The organism is Streptomyces sp. NPDC058239, assembly GCF_042882185.1.
Classification (GTDB): domain Bacteria; phylum Actinomycetota; class Actinomycetes; order Streptomycetales; family Streptomycetaceae; genus Streptomyces.
Genome location: NZ_JBHVWS010000016.1, coordinates 126278 through 142846, shown reverse-complemented (window position 1 = coordinate 142846; position 16569 = coordinate 126278). Strand labels below are relative to the sequence as shown.

Below are 16569 nucleotides of genomic sequence, written 5' to 3'. Positions count from 1 at the left end.
GTATCAGGACACACGCTCGCGAAGGAGAGTTCCGTGACCAGCAAGTCCGCAGCCGCGGCAGCCCGGGCCACCGTGTACGGATATCCCCGCCAGGGGAGCAACCGCGAACTGAAGAAGGCCGTCGAGGGTTACTGGAAGGGCCGGGTCTCCGCAGCCGCCCTCCGGGAGACCGCCGCCGGCCTGCGCCGCACCAACTGGCGCCGGCTCGCAGACGACGGCATCCACGAGGTCCCGACCGGCGACTTCTCGTACTACGACCATGTGCTGGACACCAGCGTGATGGTCGGTGCCGTACCGGCCAGGCATCGTGAAGCCGTCGAAACCAATGGGCTGGACGGCTATTTCGCGATGGCGCGCGGTACGCAGGATGTGGCGCCGCTCGAAATGACCAAGTGGTTCGACACGAACTACCACTATCTGGTTCCGGAGCTCAGTCCCGACACCGTCTTCACCGCCGACTCCACCAAGCAGGTCGCGGAGTTCGAGGAAGCGCGGGCGCTCGGGCTCAGCCCTCGCCCGGTGCTCGTCGGTCCGGTGACCTATCTGCTGCTGGCCAAGCCCGCTCCGGGCGTCACCGCCGGCTTCGAGCCACTGACGCTGCTCGACCGGCTGCTGCCGGTGTACGCCGAGGTGCTGGCCGATCTGCGTGCCGCCGGTGCCCGGTGGGTGCAGCTCGACGAGCCCGCCCTGGTGCAGGACCGCACCCCGGCCGAGCTGAACGCCGCCGCCCGCGCCTACCGTGACCTGGGCGCGCTCACCGACCGGCCGAAGCTCCTCGTCGCCTCCTACTTCGACCGGCTCGGTGCGGCCCTCGCCGTGCTGGCAAAGGCGCCGGTCGACGGGCTCGCCCTCGACTTCACCGGTCCGGCGGCCGCCAATCTGAGGGATCTCGCCGCAGTCGGCGGTCTGCCTGGCAGGCGGCTGGTCGCCGGGGTCGTCGACGGCCGCAACGTGTGGATCAACGACTACCAGCAGTCCCTCACCACGCTCGGCACCCTGCTCGGCCTCGCCGGCCAGGTCGATGTGGCGGCCTCCTGCTCCCTGCTGCACGTCCCCCTCGACGCGACCGCCGAGCCTGACATCGACCCGCAGGTGGCCCGCTGGCTGGCCTTCGCCCGGCAGAAGTCCGCCGAGATCGCCACCCTGGCCCGGGGCCTCGCACAGGGTACGGACGCGATCGCCGCCGAACTCGCCGCGAATCGTGCCGATCTGGCCTCGCGGGCCGGTTCTGCGCTCACCCATGACCCGGCGGTACGGGCCCGGGCCGCTGCCGTCACGGAGTCCGACGGGCACCGTGAAGCGTCGTATCCGCAACGGGCAGCGGCCCAACGTGACCGTCTGCGGCTTCCGTTGCTGCCGACCACCACCATCGGTTCGTTCCCGCAGACGGCCCGACTGCGCACCGCACGCGCCGATCTGCGGGCCGGACGCATCGACACCGCCACCTACGACGAGCGCATCGAGTCGGAGATCCAGGAGGTGCTGGCGTTCCAGGAGAAAGCGGGCGTCGATGTGCTGGTGCACGGCGAACCCGAACGCAACGACATGGTGCAGTACTTCGCCGAGCAGCTCGTCGGGTACCTCGCGACTCAGCACGGCTGGGTCCAGTCGTACGGCACACGGTATGTCCGGCCGCCGATCCTGGCCGGGGACATCTCCCGGCCGGAGCCGATGACGGTGCGCTGGACGACGTACGCGCAGTCGCTCACCGCCCGTCCGGTCAAGGGCATGCTCACAGGTCCCGTCACCATGCTCGCCTGGTCCTTCGTCCGTGACGACCAGCCGCTCGCCGAGACCGCGCGCCAGGTCGCCCTCGCGCTGCGGGACGAGGTGAACGACCTTGAGTCGGCCGGAAGTTCGGTCATCCAGGTGGACGAGCCCGCCCTGCGCGAGACGCTGCCGCTGCGGGCCGCCGATCGCGCCGGGTATCTGGCGTGGGCGACCGAGTCGTTCCGGCTGGCCACCAGTGGCGTACGTCCCCGAACTCAGATCCATACGCATATGTGCTACGCGGAGTTCGGGGACATCATCAGGGCCATCGACGACCTGGATGCCGATGTGATCAGCCTGGAGGCGGCCCGCTCGCATATGCAGGTGGCCGACGAACTGGCATCGGCGGGCTATCCGCGGGAGGTCGGTCCCGGTGTGTACGACATCCACTCCCCGCGGGTGCCGAGTGCCGACGAGGCAGCGGCTCTGCTGCGCAAGGGGCTCGAAGCGATTCCCGCCGAACGGCTGTGGGTCAATCCCGACTGCGGCCTGAAGACCCGGGGTTGGCCGGAAGTACGAGCCTCGCTGGAGAACCTGGTCTCGGCAGCCACCGAGGTGCGGGCGGCTCTGCCGGGTAGCGCCCACTGACGGCGGTGCGGCCCGGGACGGGCGTCGCCCCGGGCCGCACCAACCACGGATGGCTGCAAGAAGTGTGGTCCGTACCAAAGCCTTGACACGGTCTGGGTTCACTTCTTAAATCGCATACAGAACGAAGGCCTCTCCCCCCGAACCCCCAGGATGAGGGTTTGTCATATGCATGACAGATTCTCGATACTCTGAACGGGAAGGACCCCATGACCTCCCCCCACCTCACCCGACGCCTCCTGGTGTCCGCTCTCTCCGTACTCGCCCTCGTCTCGGCCTCCTCCGGTCTCGCGACCGGGGTGCCTGTGCCCGAACCACGGGCCGCCGCGGCGGCAGCGTCGTTCACCGACGATTTCGACGGCCCCGCGGGCTCCGCCGTCGACGGCAGCAAGTGGCAGATCGAGACCGGCGACAACGTCAACAACCATGAGCGGCAGTACTACACGGCCGGGAACAGCAACGCCGCACTCGACGGCCAGGGCCACCTCGTCATCACCGCACGCAGGGAGAACCCGAACAACTACCAGTGCTGGTACGGCACTTGTGAGTACACCTCGGCGCGGCTGAACACATCCGGAAAGTTTTCCCAGACGTACGGTCACGTCGAGGCCCGGATGAAGGTGCCGCGCGGTCAGGGCATGTGGCCCGCCTTCTGGATGCTGGGCGACGACATCGGCCAGGTCGGCTGGCCCAATTCGGGCGAGATCGACGTCATGGAGAACGTCGGCTTCGAACCGTCCACGGTCCATGGCACCTTGCACGGCCCCGGCTACTCCGGCTCCGGCGGGATCGGCGCCGCGTACACCCTGCCGGGCGGGCAGGCGTTCGCCGACGACTTCCACACCTTCGCCGTCGACTGGGCCCCCGACTCGGTGACCTGGTCGGTGGACGGCAACGTCTACCAGCGCCGCACACCCGCCGATCTCGGCGGCAACACCTGGGTGTTCAACAAGCCCTTCTTCCTGATCCTCAACCTCGCGGTCGGCGGCTACTGGCCGGGCGACCCCGACGGCAGCACCTCCTTCCCGCAACAACTCGTCGTCGACCACGTGCGGGTCACCACCAGCAATCTTCGGCCGCCGGCCTGACCTCACCCGTCGCGCCAGGAGCGGCGGCCCGCCCGGGGAGCTGCTGGAGACGGGCGGGCCGGCCGGGCTCTACACGTCCCGGTACGCCTCAAGCAGGCGCAGCCAGACCTCGCTGATCGTCGGATACGCGGGCACCGCGTGCCACAGCCGGTCGATGGGTACCTCGCCCGCGACCGCGATCGTCGCCGAGTGCAGCAGTTCGCCGATGCCCGGCCCGACGAACGTGACACCGAGCAGGATCTCCCGGTCGAGGTCGGCAATCATGCGGGCGCGGCCTCGGTAACCGTCCGCGTAGAGGCCGGAGCCCGCCACCGCGGCGAAGTCGATGTCGACGGCGCGTACGCGGTGGCCGGCCTCCTCGGCCTCGGCGAGGGTGAGGCCGACCGATGCGGCCTCGGGGTCGGTGAAGACGACCTGGGGGACGGCCGCGTGGTCGGCGGTGGCTGCGTGGGCGCCCCAGCGGTCGGTCTCCAGCAGCGGCACACCCGCGGCGCGGGCGGCGATCGCGGCGCCCGCGATGCGTGCCTGGTACTTGCCCTGGTGCGTGAGGAGCGCCCGGTGGTTGACGTCGCCGACCGCGTAGAGCCAGGTGGTGCCGTCGACGCGGCAGCTGTCGTCGACGGCGAGCCAGGAGCCGGGCTTCAGGCCCACCGTTTCCAGGCCGAGGTCGTCGGTGCGCGGAGCGCGGCCGGTGGCGAAGAGGATCTCGTCGGCCTCGAGGCGCTCCCCGTTGTTCAGCTCCACGGTGACCGGGCCGTCCGGGACCGCGCGCCGTACAGAGGTCGCCGAGACTCCGGTACGGATGTCGGCGCCCGCCTCCGTCAGTGCCTGGGCGACCAGCTCGCCCGCGAAGGGTTCCATCTTCGGCAGGAGTCCCTTGCCGCGGATCAGCATCGTCACCCGGGCGCCGAGGGCCTGCCAGACGGTGGCCATCTCCGTACCGACCACGCCTCCGCCGACGATCACGAGGCGGCCGGGTACCTTCTGGGCGCTCGTCGCCTCCCGGCTGGTCCAGGGGCGGGCCCCGTCGATGCCGGGCAGGGCGGGTACGACGGCGCGGCTGCCGGTGCAGACGGCGACGGCCTGCCGGGCGGTGAGCCGGTGTTCCGTGCCGTCGGGGGCGGTGACGGAGACCGTTTTCCTACCGGTGAGCCGACCCTGGCCACGGTAGATGTCCGCTCCGACGCCCTCCAGCCAGGCGGCCTGTCCGTCGTCCTTCCAGTGCGAGGCGTATACGTCACGGTGGGCGAGGACCGCTGCCGTGTCCAGCGGTCCCTGCACGGCGTCGCTGAGGCCGGGGACTCGGCGGGCATCGGCACGGGCGATGACCGGGCGCAGCAGGGCCTTGCTGGGCATGCAGGCCCAGTACGAGCATTCGCCGCCGATGAGTTCCGCCTCGACGACCGCCGTGCTCAGTCCGGCGGCACGGGCCCGGTCGGCGACGTTCTCACCCACCGGACCTGCTCCGATCACCACGACGTCGTACTCGGTGTTCAGGGAAGCATCTGTCATGGGGGACAGTCTGGTCGTGGGTGTGCGCGACGGCCACATGGGCAGGCGGAATAGCGCAAGTACAGGCACGGTTGTGCCGGACAGGTCCGAACGGGCACAGGAAGAGGTAACAGAGCATGAGCACCGTTGAGCTCACCAAGGAAAACTTCGATCAGGTCGTCAGCGACAACGACTTCGTCCTGATCGACTTCTGGGCTTCCTGGTGCGGCCCGTGCCGGCAGTTCGCGCCGGTCTACGACGCGGCGTCGGAGCGCCACGGCGACCTGGTCTTCGCCAAGGTCGACACGGAGGCGCAGCAGGAGCTGGCAGCGGCCTTCGAGATCCGTTCCATCCCCACGCTGATGATCGTCCGCGACAATATGGCGGTGTTCGCACAGCCCGGGGCGCTGCCGGAGGCGGCGCTTGAGGACGTCATCGGGCAGGCCAGGAAGCTGGACATGGACGAGGTCCGCAAGTCCATCGAGGATCAGCAGAAGGAAAAGAAGTAGGCTCCGCGCGCGCCTGGACGAGGGGCCCGACCACACCGGTCGGGCCTCTTTCCGTGGCCTTCCACGGCCGGAAACGGGCGGCCCGGTCTCAGCTGTCGGCCTTGTCCTCGGCGTTCTTCTCCTTGATCCGGACCGAGAGGCCGTAGTCCAGCTCGGCTCCGTCGACCAGCAGGGCCTCTACCGTGCGCGTCGCCGGGTCGATGTCCGCCACGATGCCTTCGCCCGAATACCGGGGGTAGCCCGATGCCCCCGTCTCACCGGTCGCCGCCACGACCGCCGATCGGATGGCGCCGCCGGGCTCGGCGGCGTCGGTGGTGTCCTCGGCGAATCCGGGGACCAGCAGGATCTCGTAACTCTGCGGATGGCTCATGGTCATGACGCTAAGCAAGCGGCGCGCGGTGCGCACGTTGCCGCGCTGCTGCGCCGTGCGGAGTCGGCGGCTCAGCTGGACTCGCGGTGGACCGCCCGGGCCCGCAGCAGGTCGTGGTGCTCGGGGGCACCGCCGGGGTGCTGGACCAGCCGGTCGACGAGGTCCGCCAGCGGCTGTGGCGTGGCCAGTTCCATCCGCACGCTGCTGAGCCGGGGCCGCAGCAGTCTGCCGAGCATCAGGTCGTCGGCGCCGACCACGGCCGTCTCGCCGGGCACCTCGATGCCCGCGTCCTGAAGGGCCCGCATCAGGAGCATCGCGTATTCGTCGTTGTACGCGAACACGGCATCGAGGCCCGTGGTGCGCCAGCGGGCGGCCAGCCGGGCGGCCGCTTTCTCCTCGTACCGCAACGGCAGCGGCTCGATACGGGCCCCATGGCTCAGTGCGGCCTGCCGGGCTCCGGCCAGCCGGGGTTCGGCGAACAGGCCGAGGCCGCTTTCCTCGGGCATGACGACGCCGATGCGGCGCCGGCCGCGCTCCAGCAGATGTCCGGTCGCACAGCTGCCGACCTCCCGCTGGTCCATGACCAGCGCATGGGCACCGGTCACCGGACGGGGCCCGAGGGTGATCACGGCCTTGGCTCCGGACCGCCTGAGTACGGATATGCCCTGCGGTGTGAGGGCGATCGTGCCGGGTGCGATGACGGCGACAGGACGGAGTTCGGCCCAGGCGCGTGGCGCGTCGTCGGCGTCCAGACCGGTGCTGCCGTACTGGACCACGGTGTAGTCGAGGCGGCGCAGCCCGGATTCCAGCTGGTGGAAGAAGCGGTGGTGGAGCGGGCCGGCCGGGAAGTTCATGGTGGGGAGCAGCACCATGCGGGTGTGTCCGGCACGCAGGCTGCGGGCCGCCGCGTGCGGTACGTAGCCGAGTTCGGTGGCCGCTTCCCTGACCCGGCGGCGGGTGGGTTCGCTGATCCGCACGGACGCGTTGTTGTTCAGTACGTATGACACGGTGGCCCGGGAGACTCCGGCGAGCCGTGCCACATCGGCACTGGTCGGGACGGGGCCTTCGGCGGGCTGGTTCGGTAACTGACTCATGGCGTCGGGCAGTCTTCCAGACCTGTGCGGCGTGGGTACGCTCCGGGGCATGGATGACTCCTCGATGGTGGGACTGATCGGCCGGGTGACCGGGACGGTGGGGCCGGGGCTGGTCGGTGAGGTGATCGTACGGATCCGGGGCGGCGCCGAGCACTTCCTCGCGCATCCGGCCTCCGCGCAGGAACGCATCGAGCCCGGAACGGTGGTGACGGTGATCGAGTATCTGCCGCCACGGACGGTGTATGTGGCCCGCGCATACGGCAGTTGAGGCTCCGGCGGGGGGTTCTTCACACCTTTCGTCGTCAAGAATGCGGCAAGGTTGCGCAAGCGTCTTCTCCGCCGCCGCGAGCAGGAGAAGACTCCCTCTGTTCAGCGGTGCCGACGGGGCACTGCGATAAGGGGGCGCATGCCGATGGTCATCGGCGTCACGGCGGGTCTCGTACTCGCCGCCATCATTGTGTTGATCGGCCTGTTCAAGCTGATGTGGCGAGTGGCCGAGCCGAACGAAGCACTCGTCATCTCCGGTTCCAAGCACAAGACCGAGGGCCTCGGGCAGGGCATGGGATTCCGGATCGTCACCGGTCACGGCACACTCGTCCTGCCCGGGGTCCAGGCGGTGCGGAAGATGTCCCTGGACCTCAACGAGACCGAGCTGTCGGTCGATTGCGTCACGCATCAGGGGATTCCGCTGCGGGTGCGGGGCGTTGTCATCTTCAAGGTGGGCGACGATTTCGTGTCGATCGCCAATGCGGCTCGTCGCTTCCTCGACCAGCAGAAGATGATGTCGGAGCGGGTGCACAACGTGTTCGCCGGTCATCTGCGTTCCATCGTGGGTGGGTTGACGGTCGAGGACATGATCCGGGACCGGGAGAAGCTCACCGGACAGACCCGGGCGGCGTGCGGGACCGAGATGGAGAAGCTCGGGCTGATCGTCGACTCGCTCCAGATCCATGAGATCGAGGACCCGACGGGCTACATCAAGAACCTGGCGATGCCGCATGCGGCAGCGGTGCAGCGGGATGCCCGGATAGCGCAGGCCGAGGCCAACCGGCGAGCCACCGAGGCGGAGCAGCAGGCTGCCGCCCGGATGTCGGAGGCGACCCGCGACAGCGAGATCCTGCAGGCCGGGTATCAGGCCGAGCGCGACAAGGCCGCGGCCAGCTCCCGGCAGGCGGGTCCGCTGGCCGACGCGGCGGCGCGGCAGGAGGTCGTGGTCCAGGAGACCAGGGTCGCCGAACTGGAGGCCCAGCGGCGCGAGCAGCAACTGCAGGCCGATGTGCGCAAGCCCGCGGACGCCCAGGCGTACGAGAAGCGCACCCTGGCCGAGGGCGAGCGCGACGCCCGGATCTCGGCGGCCGAGGCGAAGGCACGGGAGACGGAGCTCGCCGCGGTCGCGGAGGCCAACCGGGTCAAGACGGCGGCGCTCGCGGAGGCCGAGGCGACGAAGGCGCGCGGCGCCGCCGCCGCGACGGCGACCAGGGCGACGGGTGAGGCGGAGGCCGCCGCGGCCCAGGCCAAGGGGCTGGCACTGGCCGAGGCGACCCGCGCCAAGGGCCTCGCCGAGGCGGAGGCGATCAAGGCCAGAGCCGCGGCCCTGGCGGAGAACCAGGAGGCGGTGGTCGCCCAGCAGCTGGCCGAGAAGTGGCCGGAGATCGTCGAGGCAGGCGCGGGCGCCTTCAGCAGCGTGGACCACATGGTGCTGCTGAACGGGGCCGACGGCATGTCGGACATGTTCGCGAAAGCGCTGACCATGGGCGGCACGGGCCTTGGACTGGCCCGGCAACTGCTGTCGACGATGAGTCAGGACAGCCCGGCGGAACCGGCGTCCAAGGTCAACGGGGTCACGCCGGCCGCTGCGCCCTCGCCGCGTAAACAGCACATTCCGGTGACGGGTGATCAGGAGGGCGGCACGCCTTCCTGACCGGTCCGGTCGGCCGTGGCCGGTGCACGCCCCTCAGCCCGGGGCGAGCACCGGCCACAGCTCCGGGTTCCCGAAGTCGGGCGTGCGTCCCGTTGCCCGTTCAGCGGCCCCGCTCCGTGGAACGGGCCGTGCAGGTCCTACGGTGTGGGGATGACCATCCAGCACCGTGACGACAGTTCCGACAGCCCGGCCGTCTTCCCCGGCCGCACCGGCCCGACCGCCACATCCGAGGCCGACCCGCGCGACGTGGGCCCGGTCCGTACCTCGTACGCCCCCGACCGGGACGGCGACCCCGACCCCGGCGAGATCGTCTGGACATGGGTGCCGTTCGAGGAGAACGACGGGCGCGGCAAGGACCGTCCGGTTCTGGTGGTGGCCCGCGAGGCGGCGGGCACGCTGCTCGCCGTGCAGCTCTCCAGCAAGCGGCACGACCGGGACGGCGAGTGGGTGGCGCTCGGGGCCGGACCGTGGGACAGCTCGGGCCGCCCGTCCTGGGTCGATCTGGACCGGGTACTGCGGGTGCACGAGGACGGGATGCGGCGTGAGGCGTGCGCTCTGGACCGGGACCGGTTCGATTCCGTCGCCGGCCGGCTGCGAGAGCGCTACGACTGGAACTGACTGCTGAACGTCCGGGCGAAGGCGGACCTGGTGGCTGATTCGGGGCTGCGGTCGAGGATGCCGAAGACGATCTGCTCGAAGTGCCCGGCGAATCTGCCGTCGTCCAGCAGCAGCGCCCGGAACGCACCGGCCACCTGCGCCGGATCGTTGCGGAACACACCGCAGCCCCAGGCGCCCAGCACCAGCCTGCGGTACCCGCGCACCGCCGCGACCTCCAGCACCCGCTCGGCCCGGGACGCGAGCGCGGCGGGGATGCGGTGCGCGTCCTCGGGGGCGCGGCTGCGGATGACTCCGGCGTTGGGTGCCGGGGAGGTGAGGAAGCCCGCGGTGTACGGGGTGTCGAGCAGCCGCCCCCGGTCGTCGCGGAACACCGGTACGCCCGGTGAGTGAATCACCCGGTCGGTGTAGAAGGCGCTGAGTTCTGTGCGGTGATGGGCGTAGAAGTCGGGGGCGCGCAGCAGCGTGGTGTACAGGGCGGAGCCGCGGCACAGGGCTTCCTCCTGGGCCTGTGCGCCGTTGAGATAGCCGCCTCCGGGATTGCGGGCGGAGGCGTAGTTCAGGACGGCGACCTTGCCGGGCGCTTCGCCGGCCATCCGGCGCGCCGCCTGCAGACTGCTCTCGTCGGTGACCTCGACGACCGGTGTGCGGTCGGAGTCGAGTGCCGCGACCGGTACCGGCTCGGGGCCATAGAGCCTGGTACCCGACAGTGCGGCGGTCAGCGCGCGCTCGATGCTCACCTCACGCCCTTCCTGCGTGCGGTAGCGGCCGGCCTCGACAATGGCTTCGGTCTCTCGCGCGATGCCGCGCAGCCGTGCGCTCATCGGTACTCCCCCGTGTGGTGCATACGGGGCATGCTCGGCGCTCCAGCGGCATGGATGCAACCGAATTTCCGACGCACAGGGGCACTCTTGTGCGATCTCCCCGTAGGGGTTTGGCTGGTACGGACGAACCGAGCAGAAGGAGGCCCCGGCATGTCATCCGACACACCCGGAGACCACGGTCCGCCCGGCCAGGCCCCGCCCCTCGGCGAGGGCGAGGCGGAGGATTTACTGCGCTGCATCTGTTTCAAGACCGGACCGCCCCGAACGGTCGGTGTTGAACTCGAATGGCTCATTCACCACCGGGACCAGCCCCGCGTCCCTGTCCCCCACCACCGCCTCGACGCGGCCGCCGACATCCTCCGGGCCCTGCCCCTGAGTGCGGCGCTCACCTTCGAACCCGGCGGCCAGCTGGAGCTCAGCTCGCGCCCCGCCGGCTCCCTGATGGCGTGCATCGATGCCACCGCCGCCGATCTCGACGCGGTACGTGACGCCCTGGACCGGGTGGATCTCGCACCGGTGGGTCTCGGCGTCGATCCGTGGCATCCACCGCGCCGCCTGCTGCACGAGCCCCGCTACGACGCCATGGAGATCTCGTTCGACCGGTCGGGACCGGCCGGCCGCGCCATGATGTGCACCACCGCATCCGTACAGGTATGTCTGGACGCAGGAGAGGAGGAACCGGGTCCGCTCGGCTACGGGCGGCGCTGGCAGCTGTCCCATCTGCTGGGCGCGGTGCTGGTGGCGGCTTTCGCCAACTCGCCGTTCCAGTTCGGCCGCCCGACACCGTGGCGGTCCACCCGGCAGTCGCTCTGGGCCGACCTCGATCCATGGCGGTCCCTGGCGCCGCCCGGCTGTCTGCCGCCGCGCGAGGCCTGGGCCACGCATGTCCTGGACACCCCGGTGATGTGCATCCGGGACGACGAGGGGCCATGGGCAGTGCCGGACGGTCTGACCTTCCGCGACTGGATCCGCACCGGCACGCCGAGACCACCTGTGCGCGCCGACCTCGACTACCACATCAGCACCCTCTTTCCGCCCGTGCGCCCGCGCGGACATCTTGAGCTGCGCATGATCGACGCGCAGCACGGCTCGGACGGTTGGCTGGTGCCGCTCGCCGTCACCACTGCCCTGTTCGACGACCCGGAGGCCGCCGAGACCGTGTACCGCACCGTCAAACCACTGGCCGAGACGGCCGGGTCACGGCCCGCGCCGCGCAATCCGCTCTGGGTGGGCGCCGCCCGCGACGGCCTGACCGATCCCGAACTGCGGTCGGCGGCCGTCACCTGCTTCGAACTCGCACTGGAGGCGCTGCCCCGGATGGGAGCGACCACGGCCGTGCAGGAGGCGGTGGCCGACTTCAACGACCGCTTCGTCGCCCGGGGCCGATGTCCGGCCGACGATCTTCCCGAACTGCTCGCGCCGGGTTCAGCGGGTGATTCGGGCCATCACTTCAAGGGGCCCCGCTCATGACCGACTCCCCCACGCCCGCCGCTTCCGGTCCGCACAGCACGGCCGGTCCGGACGAGGCGGACACCGAGGCGCTCCGCCGGCGCGCCCTCGCCGCGCTGCTCACCGCCCGTGAACGCACCTCACTTCTCACCGACAGCGTTGACGACCATGAACTGACCGCCCAGCACTCGCCGTTGATGTCTCCCCTGGTCTGGGACCTCGCGCACATCGGCAATCAGGAGGAGCTGTGGCTGTTGCGCGGGGTGGCCGGGCGGGAGGCGATGCGCCCGGAGATCGACGGGTTGTACGACGCCTTCGAGCATCCCCGGGCGACCCGCCCCTCGCTGCCGCTGCTGGCGCCCGCCGAGGCCCGTACCTACGCCGCGGAGGTACGTGGTCGCGCGATGGACGTACTCGACGGCACGGCACTGCACGGTGACCGCCCGCTGGTACGGGCCGGGTTCGCCTTCGGCATGATCGCCCAGCATGAACAGCAGCACGACGAAACGATGCTGATCACCCATCAGCTCAGATCGGGACCTGCCGTTCTGACCGCGCCGGTTCCGCCGCCCGCACCCGCCGACGCGGCGGGTCTGTCCGCCGAAGTACTCGTCCCGGGCGGCCCGTTCACCATGGGTACATCCACCGAGCCGTGGGCTCTCGACAACGAGCGCCCGGCCCATGTGCGTGATGTGCCGGACTTCTTCATCGACACGACCCCGGTCACCTGCGGCGCGTACCAGGGGTTCATCGAGGACGGCGGCTACACCGAGCGGCGCTGGTGGGCCCCCGAGGGGTGGGCCATGGTCCGCGAGCACGAACTGACCGCTCCGCTGTTCTGGCACCGGGACGCCGGTCAGTGGCTGCGCCGCCGCTTCGGAGTGACCGAGAGGGTTCCCGAGACCGAGCCGGTGCTCCATGTCAGCTGGTACGAGGCGGACGCGTACGCCCGCTGGGCCGGGCGCCGGCTGCCCTCGGAAGCAGAATGGGAGAAGGCGGCACGCCACGACCCGGTGTCGGGCCGTTCGCTGCGCTATCCGTGGGGCGACGAGGACCCGACTCCCGAGCGGGCCAACCTCGGTCAGCACCATCTGCGACCGGCACCTGCGGGGGCGTACGCCGCGGGCGAGTCGCCGCTCGGCGTGCGGCAGTTGATCGGTGACGTATGGGAGTGGACGTCGAGCGACTTCCTGCCGTATCCCGGCTTCGCGGCCTTCCCATACCGCGAGTACTCCGAGGTGTTCTTCGGACCGGCACACAAGGTGCTGCGCGGCGGCTCGTTCGCCGTGGATCCGGTGGCCTGCCGGGGGACGTTCCGCAACTGGGACCTGCCGGTGCGGCGCCAGATCTTCTCCGGATTCCGCACCGCGAGGGATCTCTGATGTGCCGTCATATCGCCTACCTGGGACCACCGGTGGCCCTCGGCGAGGTGCTGACACGGCCGCCCCACAGCCTCGTACGCCAGTCCTGGGCGCCGAGACACCAGCGGCATGGGACCGTCAACGCAGACGGTTTCGGCGTCGGCTGGTACGCGGACGGCGATCCGGTGCCCGGACGATACCGGCGCCAGGGCCCGGTCTGGGGCGACCAGACGTTCGCCGATCTGGCCAGATTGGTGCGCAGTCCGGCGCTGCTCGCCGCGGTACGCGACGCCACCGAGGCGGGCGCCGACGGCGAGGCGGCGGCCGCGCCGTTCGCCGCCGGGCGGCTGCTGTTCAGCCACAACGGCGCGGTGAAGGGCTGGCCTCAGTCCCTGGCACCGCTCGCCGCCGCGCTGCCCCCGGCCGAACTGCTGAACCTCACCGCCCGCTGCGACTCGGCCCTGATCTGGGCCCTCGTACAACACCGCCTCGCCGACGGCGACGAACTGCCGCAGGCCGTCGCCGACACCGTGCTCGACGTGGCGGCCGCGGCGCCGGAATCGCGGCTGAATCTGCTGCTCACCGATGGCACCACGATCGTGGCGACGGCCTGGGGAGACACCCTGTGGTATCTCGCCGAGCCCGGCCTGCGCACGGTCGTGGCCTCGGAGCCGTACGACGACGATCCGCACTGGCGCACGGTCCCCGACCGGACGTTGCTGACGTCGACCCGCGCCGAAGTTCTGCTGACCCCGCTCAAGGAGCCCACTGAGTGAGTCCCTTTCTACTGACCCGCACCCTGCCGACGGACGCGACGGACGCGGCGCTGCGCGCCGATGTGCTGCACGGCCTGACCCGGCACCCGAAGACGCTGCCGCCCAAGTGGTTCTACGACGCGCACGGCAGTGAACTGTTCGAGGAGATCACCCGGCTTCCCGAGTACTACCCGACCCGCGCCGAGCGCGAGATCCTGATCGACCGCGCCGAGGAGATCGCCGCGGCGTCCGGGGCGCAGACCCTGATCGAGCTGGGATCGGGATCGTCGGAGAAGACCCGGCACCTGCTGGACGCGCTGCCCGCGCTGCACAGTTATGTGCCGGTCGATGTGAGCGAGAGCGCGCTGCGCGGCGCCGCCGAGGCCCTGCTCGCCAAGCGGCCCGGCCTCTCCGTGCACGCCCTGATCGCCGACTTCACGGGCGGTCTCGCACTGCCCGGCACCCCGGGGCCTCGGCTGATCGCGTTCCTGGGCGGCACGATCGGCAATCTGCTGCCCGACGAGCGGTCGGCGTTCCTGAAGTCGGTCCGGTCGCTGCTCTCCCCCGGCGACGCGCTGCTGCTCGGCACGGATCTGGTGAAGGACGAGAAGGTGCTGGTCGCTGCCTACGACGATGCGGCCGGGGTGACGGCGGAGTTCGACAAGAACGTCCTCAGGGTCGTGAACCGGGAGCTGGGCGCGGACTTCGACCCGGCCGACTTCGATCACGTGGCGCTCTGGGACCCGGAGCGGGAGTGGATCGAGATGCGCCTGCGGGCCCGCGAGGCACTCACGGTGAAGGTCTCGGACCTGGATCTGGTGGTGGCCTTCGAGGCCGGTGAGGAGTTGCGTACGGAGGTGTCGGCCAAGTTCCGCAAGGAGGGGATCCGGGCCGAACTCGCCGCGGCCGGTCTGAGTATGGATCAGTGGTGGACGGACTCCGGGGACCGGTTCGCGCTGTCGTTGGCGACGGCCGTCTGAGCAAGACGGGCCAGGGTGCGGCGGTCCGGGCGGTCACCCGCCGGAATCTGCGGCAGGACGCGGATCTCCGCGGTCAGCCCGGCCGCCGTCACCACCCGCCACAGTGAGGCGATGAGTGGATCGTCGCCGACGAACGCGGCCGCACCGGCCGGGGCCGTGTCCTCCGCCGGAGCGGCGCGCTCGTGGCCGGCCGGCCGGCCGCCTCCGCCGGCGGCGACAGTGCTGCGCGGCGGAGCGGTGCGGTAGGTGATGCGTACCGGTTGAATGGTGGCGTTCGCGTCGATCGCGGCCTGGAACACGGCGGGCGCGAACCGCCCGCCGCCGCGCCCGCACCAGGTGGTGCCCTCCGGGAAGGCGACCACCCGTGAACCGCCGCGCAGTGCCGCCGCGATGTCGCGCACGGTCGTGGGCAGTGCGCGAAACCGTTCGCGTTCGACGAAGAGCGTGCCGCCGACGGCGGCGAGCCGGCCGAGCAGCGGCCAGTTCCCTATCTCGCTCTTGGCCAGCATCCGGCCGGGGAACACGGCCGCGACGATCGGGATGTCCAGCCATGAGATGTGGTTCGCGACGACGAGCGTGCCCGGTGCTCCCGCCCCGGGCGGGCCGATGACCCGCACTCGTACCCCGAAGGCCCGAACGACCCCGTACGCCCAGAGCCGGATCAACCGCTCCCGCCGTACCGCGCCGAGCAGCAGCACGAACGGGGCACCCAGCACCCCGGCCAGGATGAACGCGCACCCGGCGAGCAGCAGGACCACGGCCGCCGCGCGGCCCCGGGTGCGTCCGTCGTGACCTGCGCAGGTGAGCGGGGTGCAGGGTGAGGTGGGCAGCCAGGGGTTCACCGCAGTGGGGCGAGTGCGAGGAAGTGCCGCAGATAGCGCGGGTCGGTGCGGCGCAGCGACAGCAGTACGTACAGGTCGGCGACGTTGAAGTCGGGGTCGTACGCGGGCGCCCCGCAGACCCAGGCGCCCAGTCGCAGATAGCCGCGGAGAAGGGGAGGAAGCGTGGAGAGTCCGGTGGGCACGTCTCCGCGTCCTGCGGATCCGGCGGTGGGCTGCCAGAGGCGGTGGGGGGTGACCCAGTGGTCCTCGGGTGCCAGGTGCTTGGTCCGTACGGTTTCCCAGGCCCCGGCCGCGGCGACGCCACCGTCGGCGAGGGGGATCGAGCAGCAGCCGGCCAGCCAGTTGTGCCCGGTGCGTTCCATGTAGCGGGCCAGTCCGGCCCAGATCAGCGCGATGACGGCGCCGTCCCGGTGGGCCGGGTGGACGCAGGACCTGCCGACCTCGACCAGGTCTTCGCGGATCGGGCCGAGCCGCCCGAGGTCGAACTCGCTCTCCGCATAGAGGCGCCCGGCGATCCGTGCCCGGTCGGGCGGCAGCAGGCGGTAGGTGGCGACGACGTCGCCGGTGGTCTCCTCCCGTACCAGCAGATGGTCGCAGTAGGCATCGAACGCGTCGCTGTCCAGACCGGGTTCGGCTCCTTCCAGCCTGGCGCCGAGCTCACCGGCGAAAACCTGATGGCGCAGGCGCTGGGCGGCACGTACGTCTTCCTGGTCGACGGCGAGGGACACCCGGTAGCGCGACGGGGCCGGCGGGGAGGGCTGCGCGGGAACAACGGGGGCGGTGGGGAGAGAAGTGACGGGCAGCGCGTTCATGACGGTCTCCGGGGACGGATCGGCAAGGGCGGCCGCCGGGCCTTCGCACTGCTGCGAAGCCCGGCCCCCCTACTTCTTCCGTGACCGGCTGGATTCGACATGA

General features: G+C 70.8%; 15 protein-coding genes and 1 pseudogene. 10 read left to right on the top strand and 6 right to left on the bottom strand.

The features are described 5' to 3' along the window. Positions 1–33: 33 nt before the first annotated feature. Both metE and ACFVYE_RS19565 read left to right on the top strand, forming a co-directional pair. Entirely contained in the window at positions 34–2358 is a 2325-nt protein-coding gene (gene metE, locus ACFVYE_RS19570) for a 5-methyltetrahydropteroyltriglutamate--homocysteine S-methyltransferase (protein ID WP_389606561.1), read from the top strand. A gap of 206 nt (positions 2359–2564) precedes the next feature. Continuing rightward, a pseudogene (locus tag ACFVYE_RS19565) lies at positions 2565–3425 on the top strand (family 16 glycosylhydrolase); the annotation flags it as partial. An 87-nt stretch (positions 3426–3512) separates the two neighbouring features. Here the strand turns inward: ACFVYE_RS19565 and ACFVYE_RS19560 are convergent. Next, positions 3513–4955 carry a dihydrolipoyl dehydrogenase family protein gene (locus tag ACFVYE_RS19560; RefSeq protein ID WP_383961127.1) on the bottom strand — a complete coding sequence of 481 codons (1443 nt, stop codon included), beginning with the start codon at positions 4953–4955 and terminating at the stop codon, positions 3513–3515. Positions 4956–5071: 116 nt separating this feature from the next. Here ACFVYE_RS19560 and trxA point away from each other — a divergent pair, with 116 nt between their 5' ends. Then, positions 5072–5443: a thioredoxin gene (gene trxA / locus ACFVYE_RS19555; protein ID WP_383961130.1), complete on the top strand. Its 372-nt coding sequence runs from the start codon at positions 5072–5074 to the stop codon at positions 5441–5443. A gap of 88 nt (positions 5444–5531) precedes the next feature. Here the strand turns inward: trxA and ACFVYE_RS19550 are convergent, their stop codons facing one another. Together ACFVYE_RS19550 and ACFVYE_RS19545 are read right to left on the bottom strand one after the other, a co-directional pair. Then, positions 5532–5813 (bottom strand): hypothetical protein, encoded by a 282-nt coding sequence (locus ACFVYE_RS19550; protein WP_327271353.1) that lies wholly within the window; start codon positions 5811–5813, stop codon positions 5532–5534. 71 nt (positions 5814–5884) lie between these two features. Then, the gene (locus tag ACFVYE_RS19545) at positions 5885–6907 is read right to left on the bottom strand and encodes a LacI family DNA-binding transcriptional regulator (RefSeq protein WP_383961133.1); all 1023 of its coding nucleotides are present in this window, start codon (positions 6905–6907) and stop codon (positions 5885–5887) included. Positions 6908–6956: 49 nt separating this feature from the next. Between ACFVYE_RS19545 and ACFVYE_RS19540 the strand changes: the two genes are divergently transcribed. The 3 genes from ACFVYE_RS19540 (at position 6957) to ACFVYE_RS19530 (ending at position 9446) form a co-directional block, all read left to right on the top strand. Then, on the top strand, positions 6957–7175 hold the full coding sequence (locus ACFVYE_RS19540) for a hypothetical protein (protein WP_383961136.1): 219 nt from the start codon (positions 6957–6959) through the stop codon (positions 7173–7175). A 138-nt stretch (positions 7176–7313) separates the two neighbouring features. Then, positions 7314–8828 carry a flotillin family protein gene (locus ACFVYE_RS19535; protein ID WP_383961138.1) on the top strand — a complete coding sequence of 505 codons (1515 nt, stop codon included), beginning with the start codon at positions 7314–7316 and terminating at the stop codon, positions 8826–8828. Between the two features lie 150 nt (positions 8829–8978). Next, positions 8979–9446: a type II toxin-antitoxin system PemK/MazF family toxin gene (locus ACFVYE_RS19530; RefSeq protein ID WP_383961141.1), complete on the top strand. Its 468-nt coding sequence runs from the start codon at positions 8979–8981 to the stop codon at positions 9444–9446. On the opposite strand, the gene ACFVYE_RS19525 is transcribed toward ACFVYE_RS19530, so the two are convergent. Then, on the bottom strand, positions 9431–10267 hold the full coding sequence (locus ACFVYE_RS19525; protein ID WP_383961144.1) for a TIGR02452 family protein: 837 nt from the start codon (positions 10265–10267) through the stop codon (positions 9431–9433). The genes ACFVYE_RS19530 and ACFVYE_RS19525 overlap by 16 nt on opposite strands. Positions 10268–10417: 150 nt before the next feature. Between ACFVYE_RS19525 and egtA the strand changes: the two genes are divergently transcribed. The 4 genes from egtA to egtD are packed head-to-tail and all read left to right on the top strand — an operon-like array spanning position 10418 to position 14812. Further along, positions 10418–11737, top strand: a complete 1320-nt coding sequence (gene egtA, locus ACFVYE_RS19520) for an ergothioneine biosynthesis glutamate--cysteine ligase EgtA (protein WP_383961147.1) — start codon at positions 10418–10420, stop codon at positions 11735–11737. Next, positions 11734–13098: an ergothioneine biosynthesis protein EgtB gene (egtB, locus tag ACFVYE_RS19515; RefSeq protein ID WP_389606557.1), complete on the top strand. Its 1365-nt coding sequence runs from the start codon at positions 11734–11736 to the stop codon at positions 13096–13098. The genes egtA and egtB overlap by 4 nt, the downstream gene beginning before the upstream one ends. Further along, positions 13098–13853 (top strand): ergothioneine biosynthesis protein EgtC, encoded by a 756-nt coding sequence (gene egtC / locus ACFVYE_RS19510; protein ID WP_383961152.1) that lies wholly within the window; start codon positions 13098–13100, stop codon positions 13851–13853. The genes egtB and egtC overlap by 1 nt, the downstream gene beginning before the upstream one ends. Beyond that, positions 13850–14812: an L-histidine N(alpha)-methyltransferase gene (egtD, locus tag ACFVYE_RS19505; RefSeq protein ID WP_383961155.1), complete on the top strand. Its 963-nt coding sequence runs from the start codon at positions 13850–13852 to the stop codon at positions 14810–14812. The genes egtC and egtD overlap by 4 nt, the downstream gene beginning before the upstream one ends. Here the strand turns inward: egtD and ACFVYE_RS19500 are convergent. After that, positions 14755–15654, bottom strand: coding sequence for a lysophospholipid acyltransferase family protein (locus ACFVYE_RS19500; RefSeq protein ID WP_383961158.1), 900 nt, complete (start codon positions 15652–15654; stop codon positions 14755–14757). The two genes, egtD and ACFVYE_RS19500, sit on opposite strands and share 58 nt — an antisense overlap. Beyond that, a complete protein-coding gene (locus tag ACFVYE_RS19495; RefSeq protein WP_383961161.1) occupies positions 15651–16466 on the bottom strand; it encodes a GNAT family N-acetyltransferase in 816 nt (271 codons plus the stop codon). The genes ACFVYE_RS19500 and ACFVYE_RS19495 overlap by 4 nt, the downstream gene beginning before the upstream one ends. Positions 16467–16569: the final 103 nt, after the last annotated feature.

Coding starts and splice junctions, on each gene's coding strand:
- ACFVYE_RS19530 (WP_383961141.1), top strand. CDS start 8,979: ATGACCATCCAGCACCGTGACGACAGTTCCGACAGCCCGGCCGTCTTC.
- trxA (WP_383961130.1), top strand. CDS start 5,072: ATGAGCACCGTTGAGCTCACCAAGGAAAACTTCGATCAGGTCGTCAGC.
- egtB (WP_389606557.1), top strand. CDS start 11,734: ATGACCGACTCCCCCACGCCCGCCGCTTCCGGTCCGCACAGCACGGCC.
- egtC (WP_383961152.1), top strand. CDS start 13,098: ATGTGCCGTCATATCGCCTACCTGGGACCACCGGTGGCCCTCGGCGAG.
- ACFVYE_RS19550 (WP_327271353.1), bottom strand. CDS start 5,813: ATGAGCCATCCGCAGAGTTACGAGATCCTGCTGGTCCCCGGATTCGCC.
- ACFVYE_RS19560 (WP_383961127.1), bottom strand. CDS start 4,955: ATGACAGATGCTTCCCTGAACACCGAGTACGACGTCGTGGTGATCGGA.
- ACFVYE_RS19525 (WP_383961144.1), bottom strand. CDS start 10,267: ATGAGCGCACGGCTGCGCGGCATCGCGCGAGAGACCGAAGCCATTGTC.
- ACFVYE_RS19545 (WP_383961133.1), bottom strand. CDS start 6,907: ATGAGTCAGTTACCGAACCAGCCCGCCGAAGGCCCCGTCCCGACCAGT.
- egtA (WP_383961147.1), top strand. CDS start 10,418: ATGTCATCCGACACACCCGGAGACCACGGTCCGCCCGGCCAGGCCCCG.
- ACFVYE_RS19535 (WP_383961138.1), top strand. CDS start 7,314: ATGCCGATGGTCATCGGCGTCACGGCGGGTCTCGTACTCGCCGCCATC.
- ACFVYE_RS19540 (WP_383961136.1), top strand. CDS start 6,957: ATGGATGACTCCTCGATGGTGGGACTGATCGGCCGGGTGACCGGGACG.
- ACFVYE_RS19495 (WP_383961161.1), bottom strand. CDS start 16,466: ATGAACGCGCTGCCCGTCACTTCTCTCCCCACCGCCCCCGTTGTTCCC.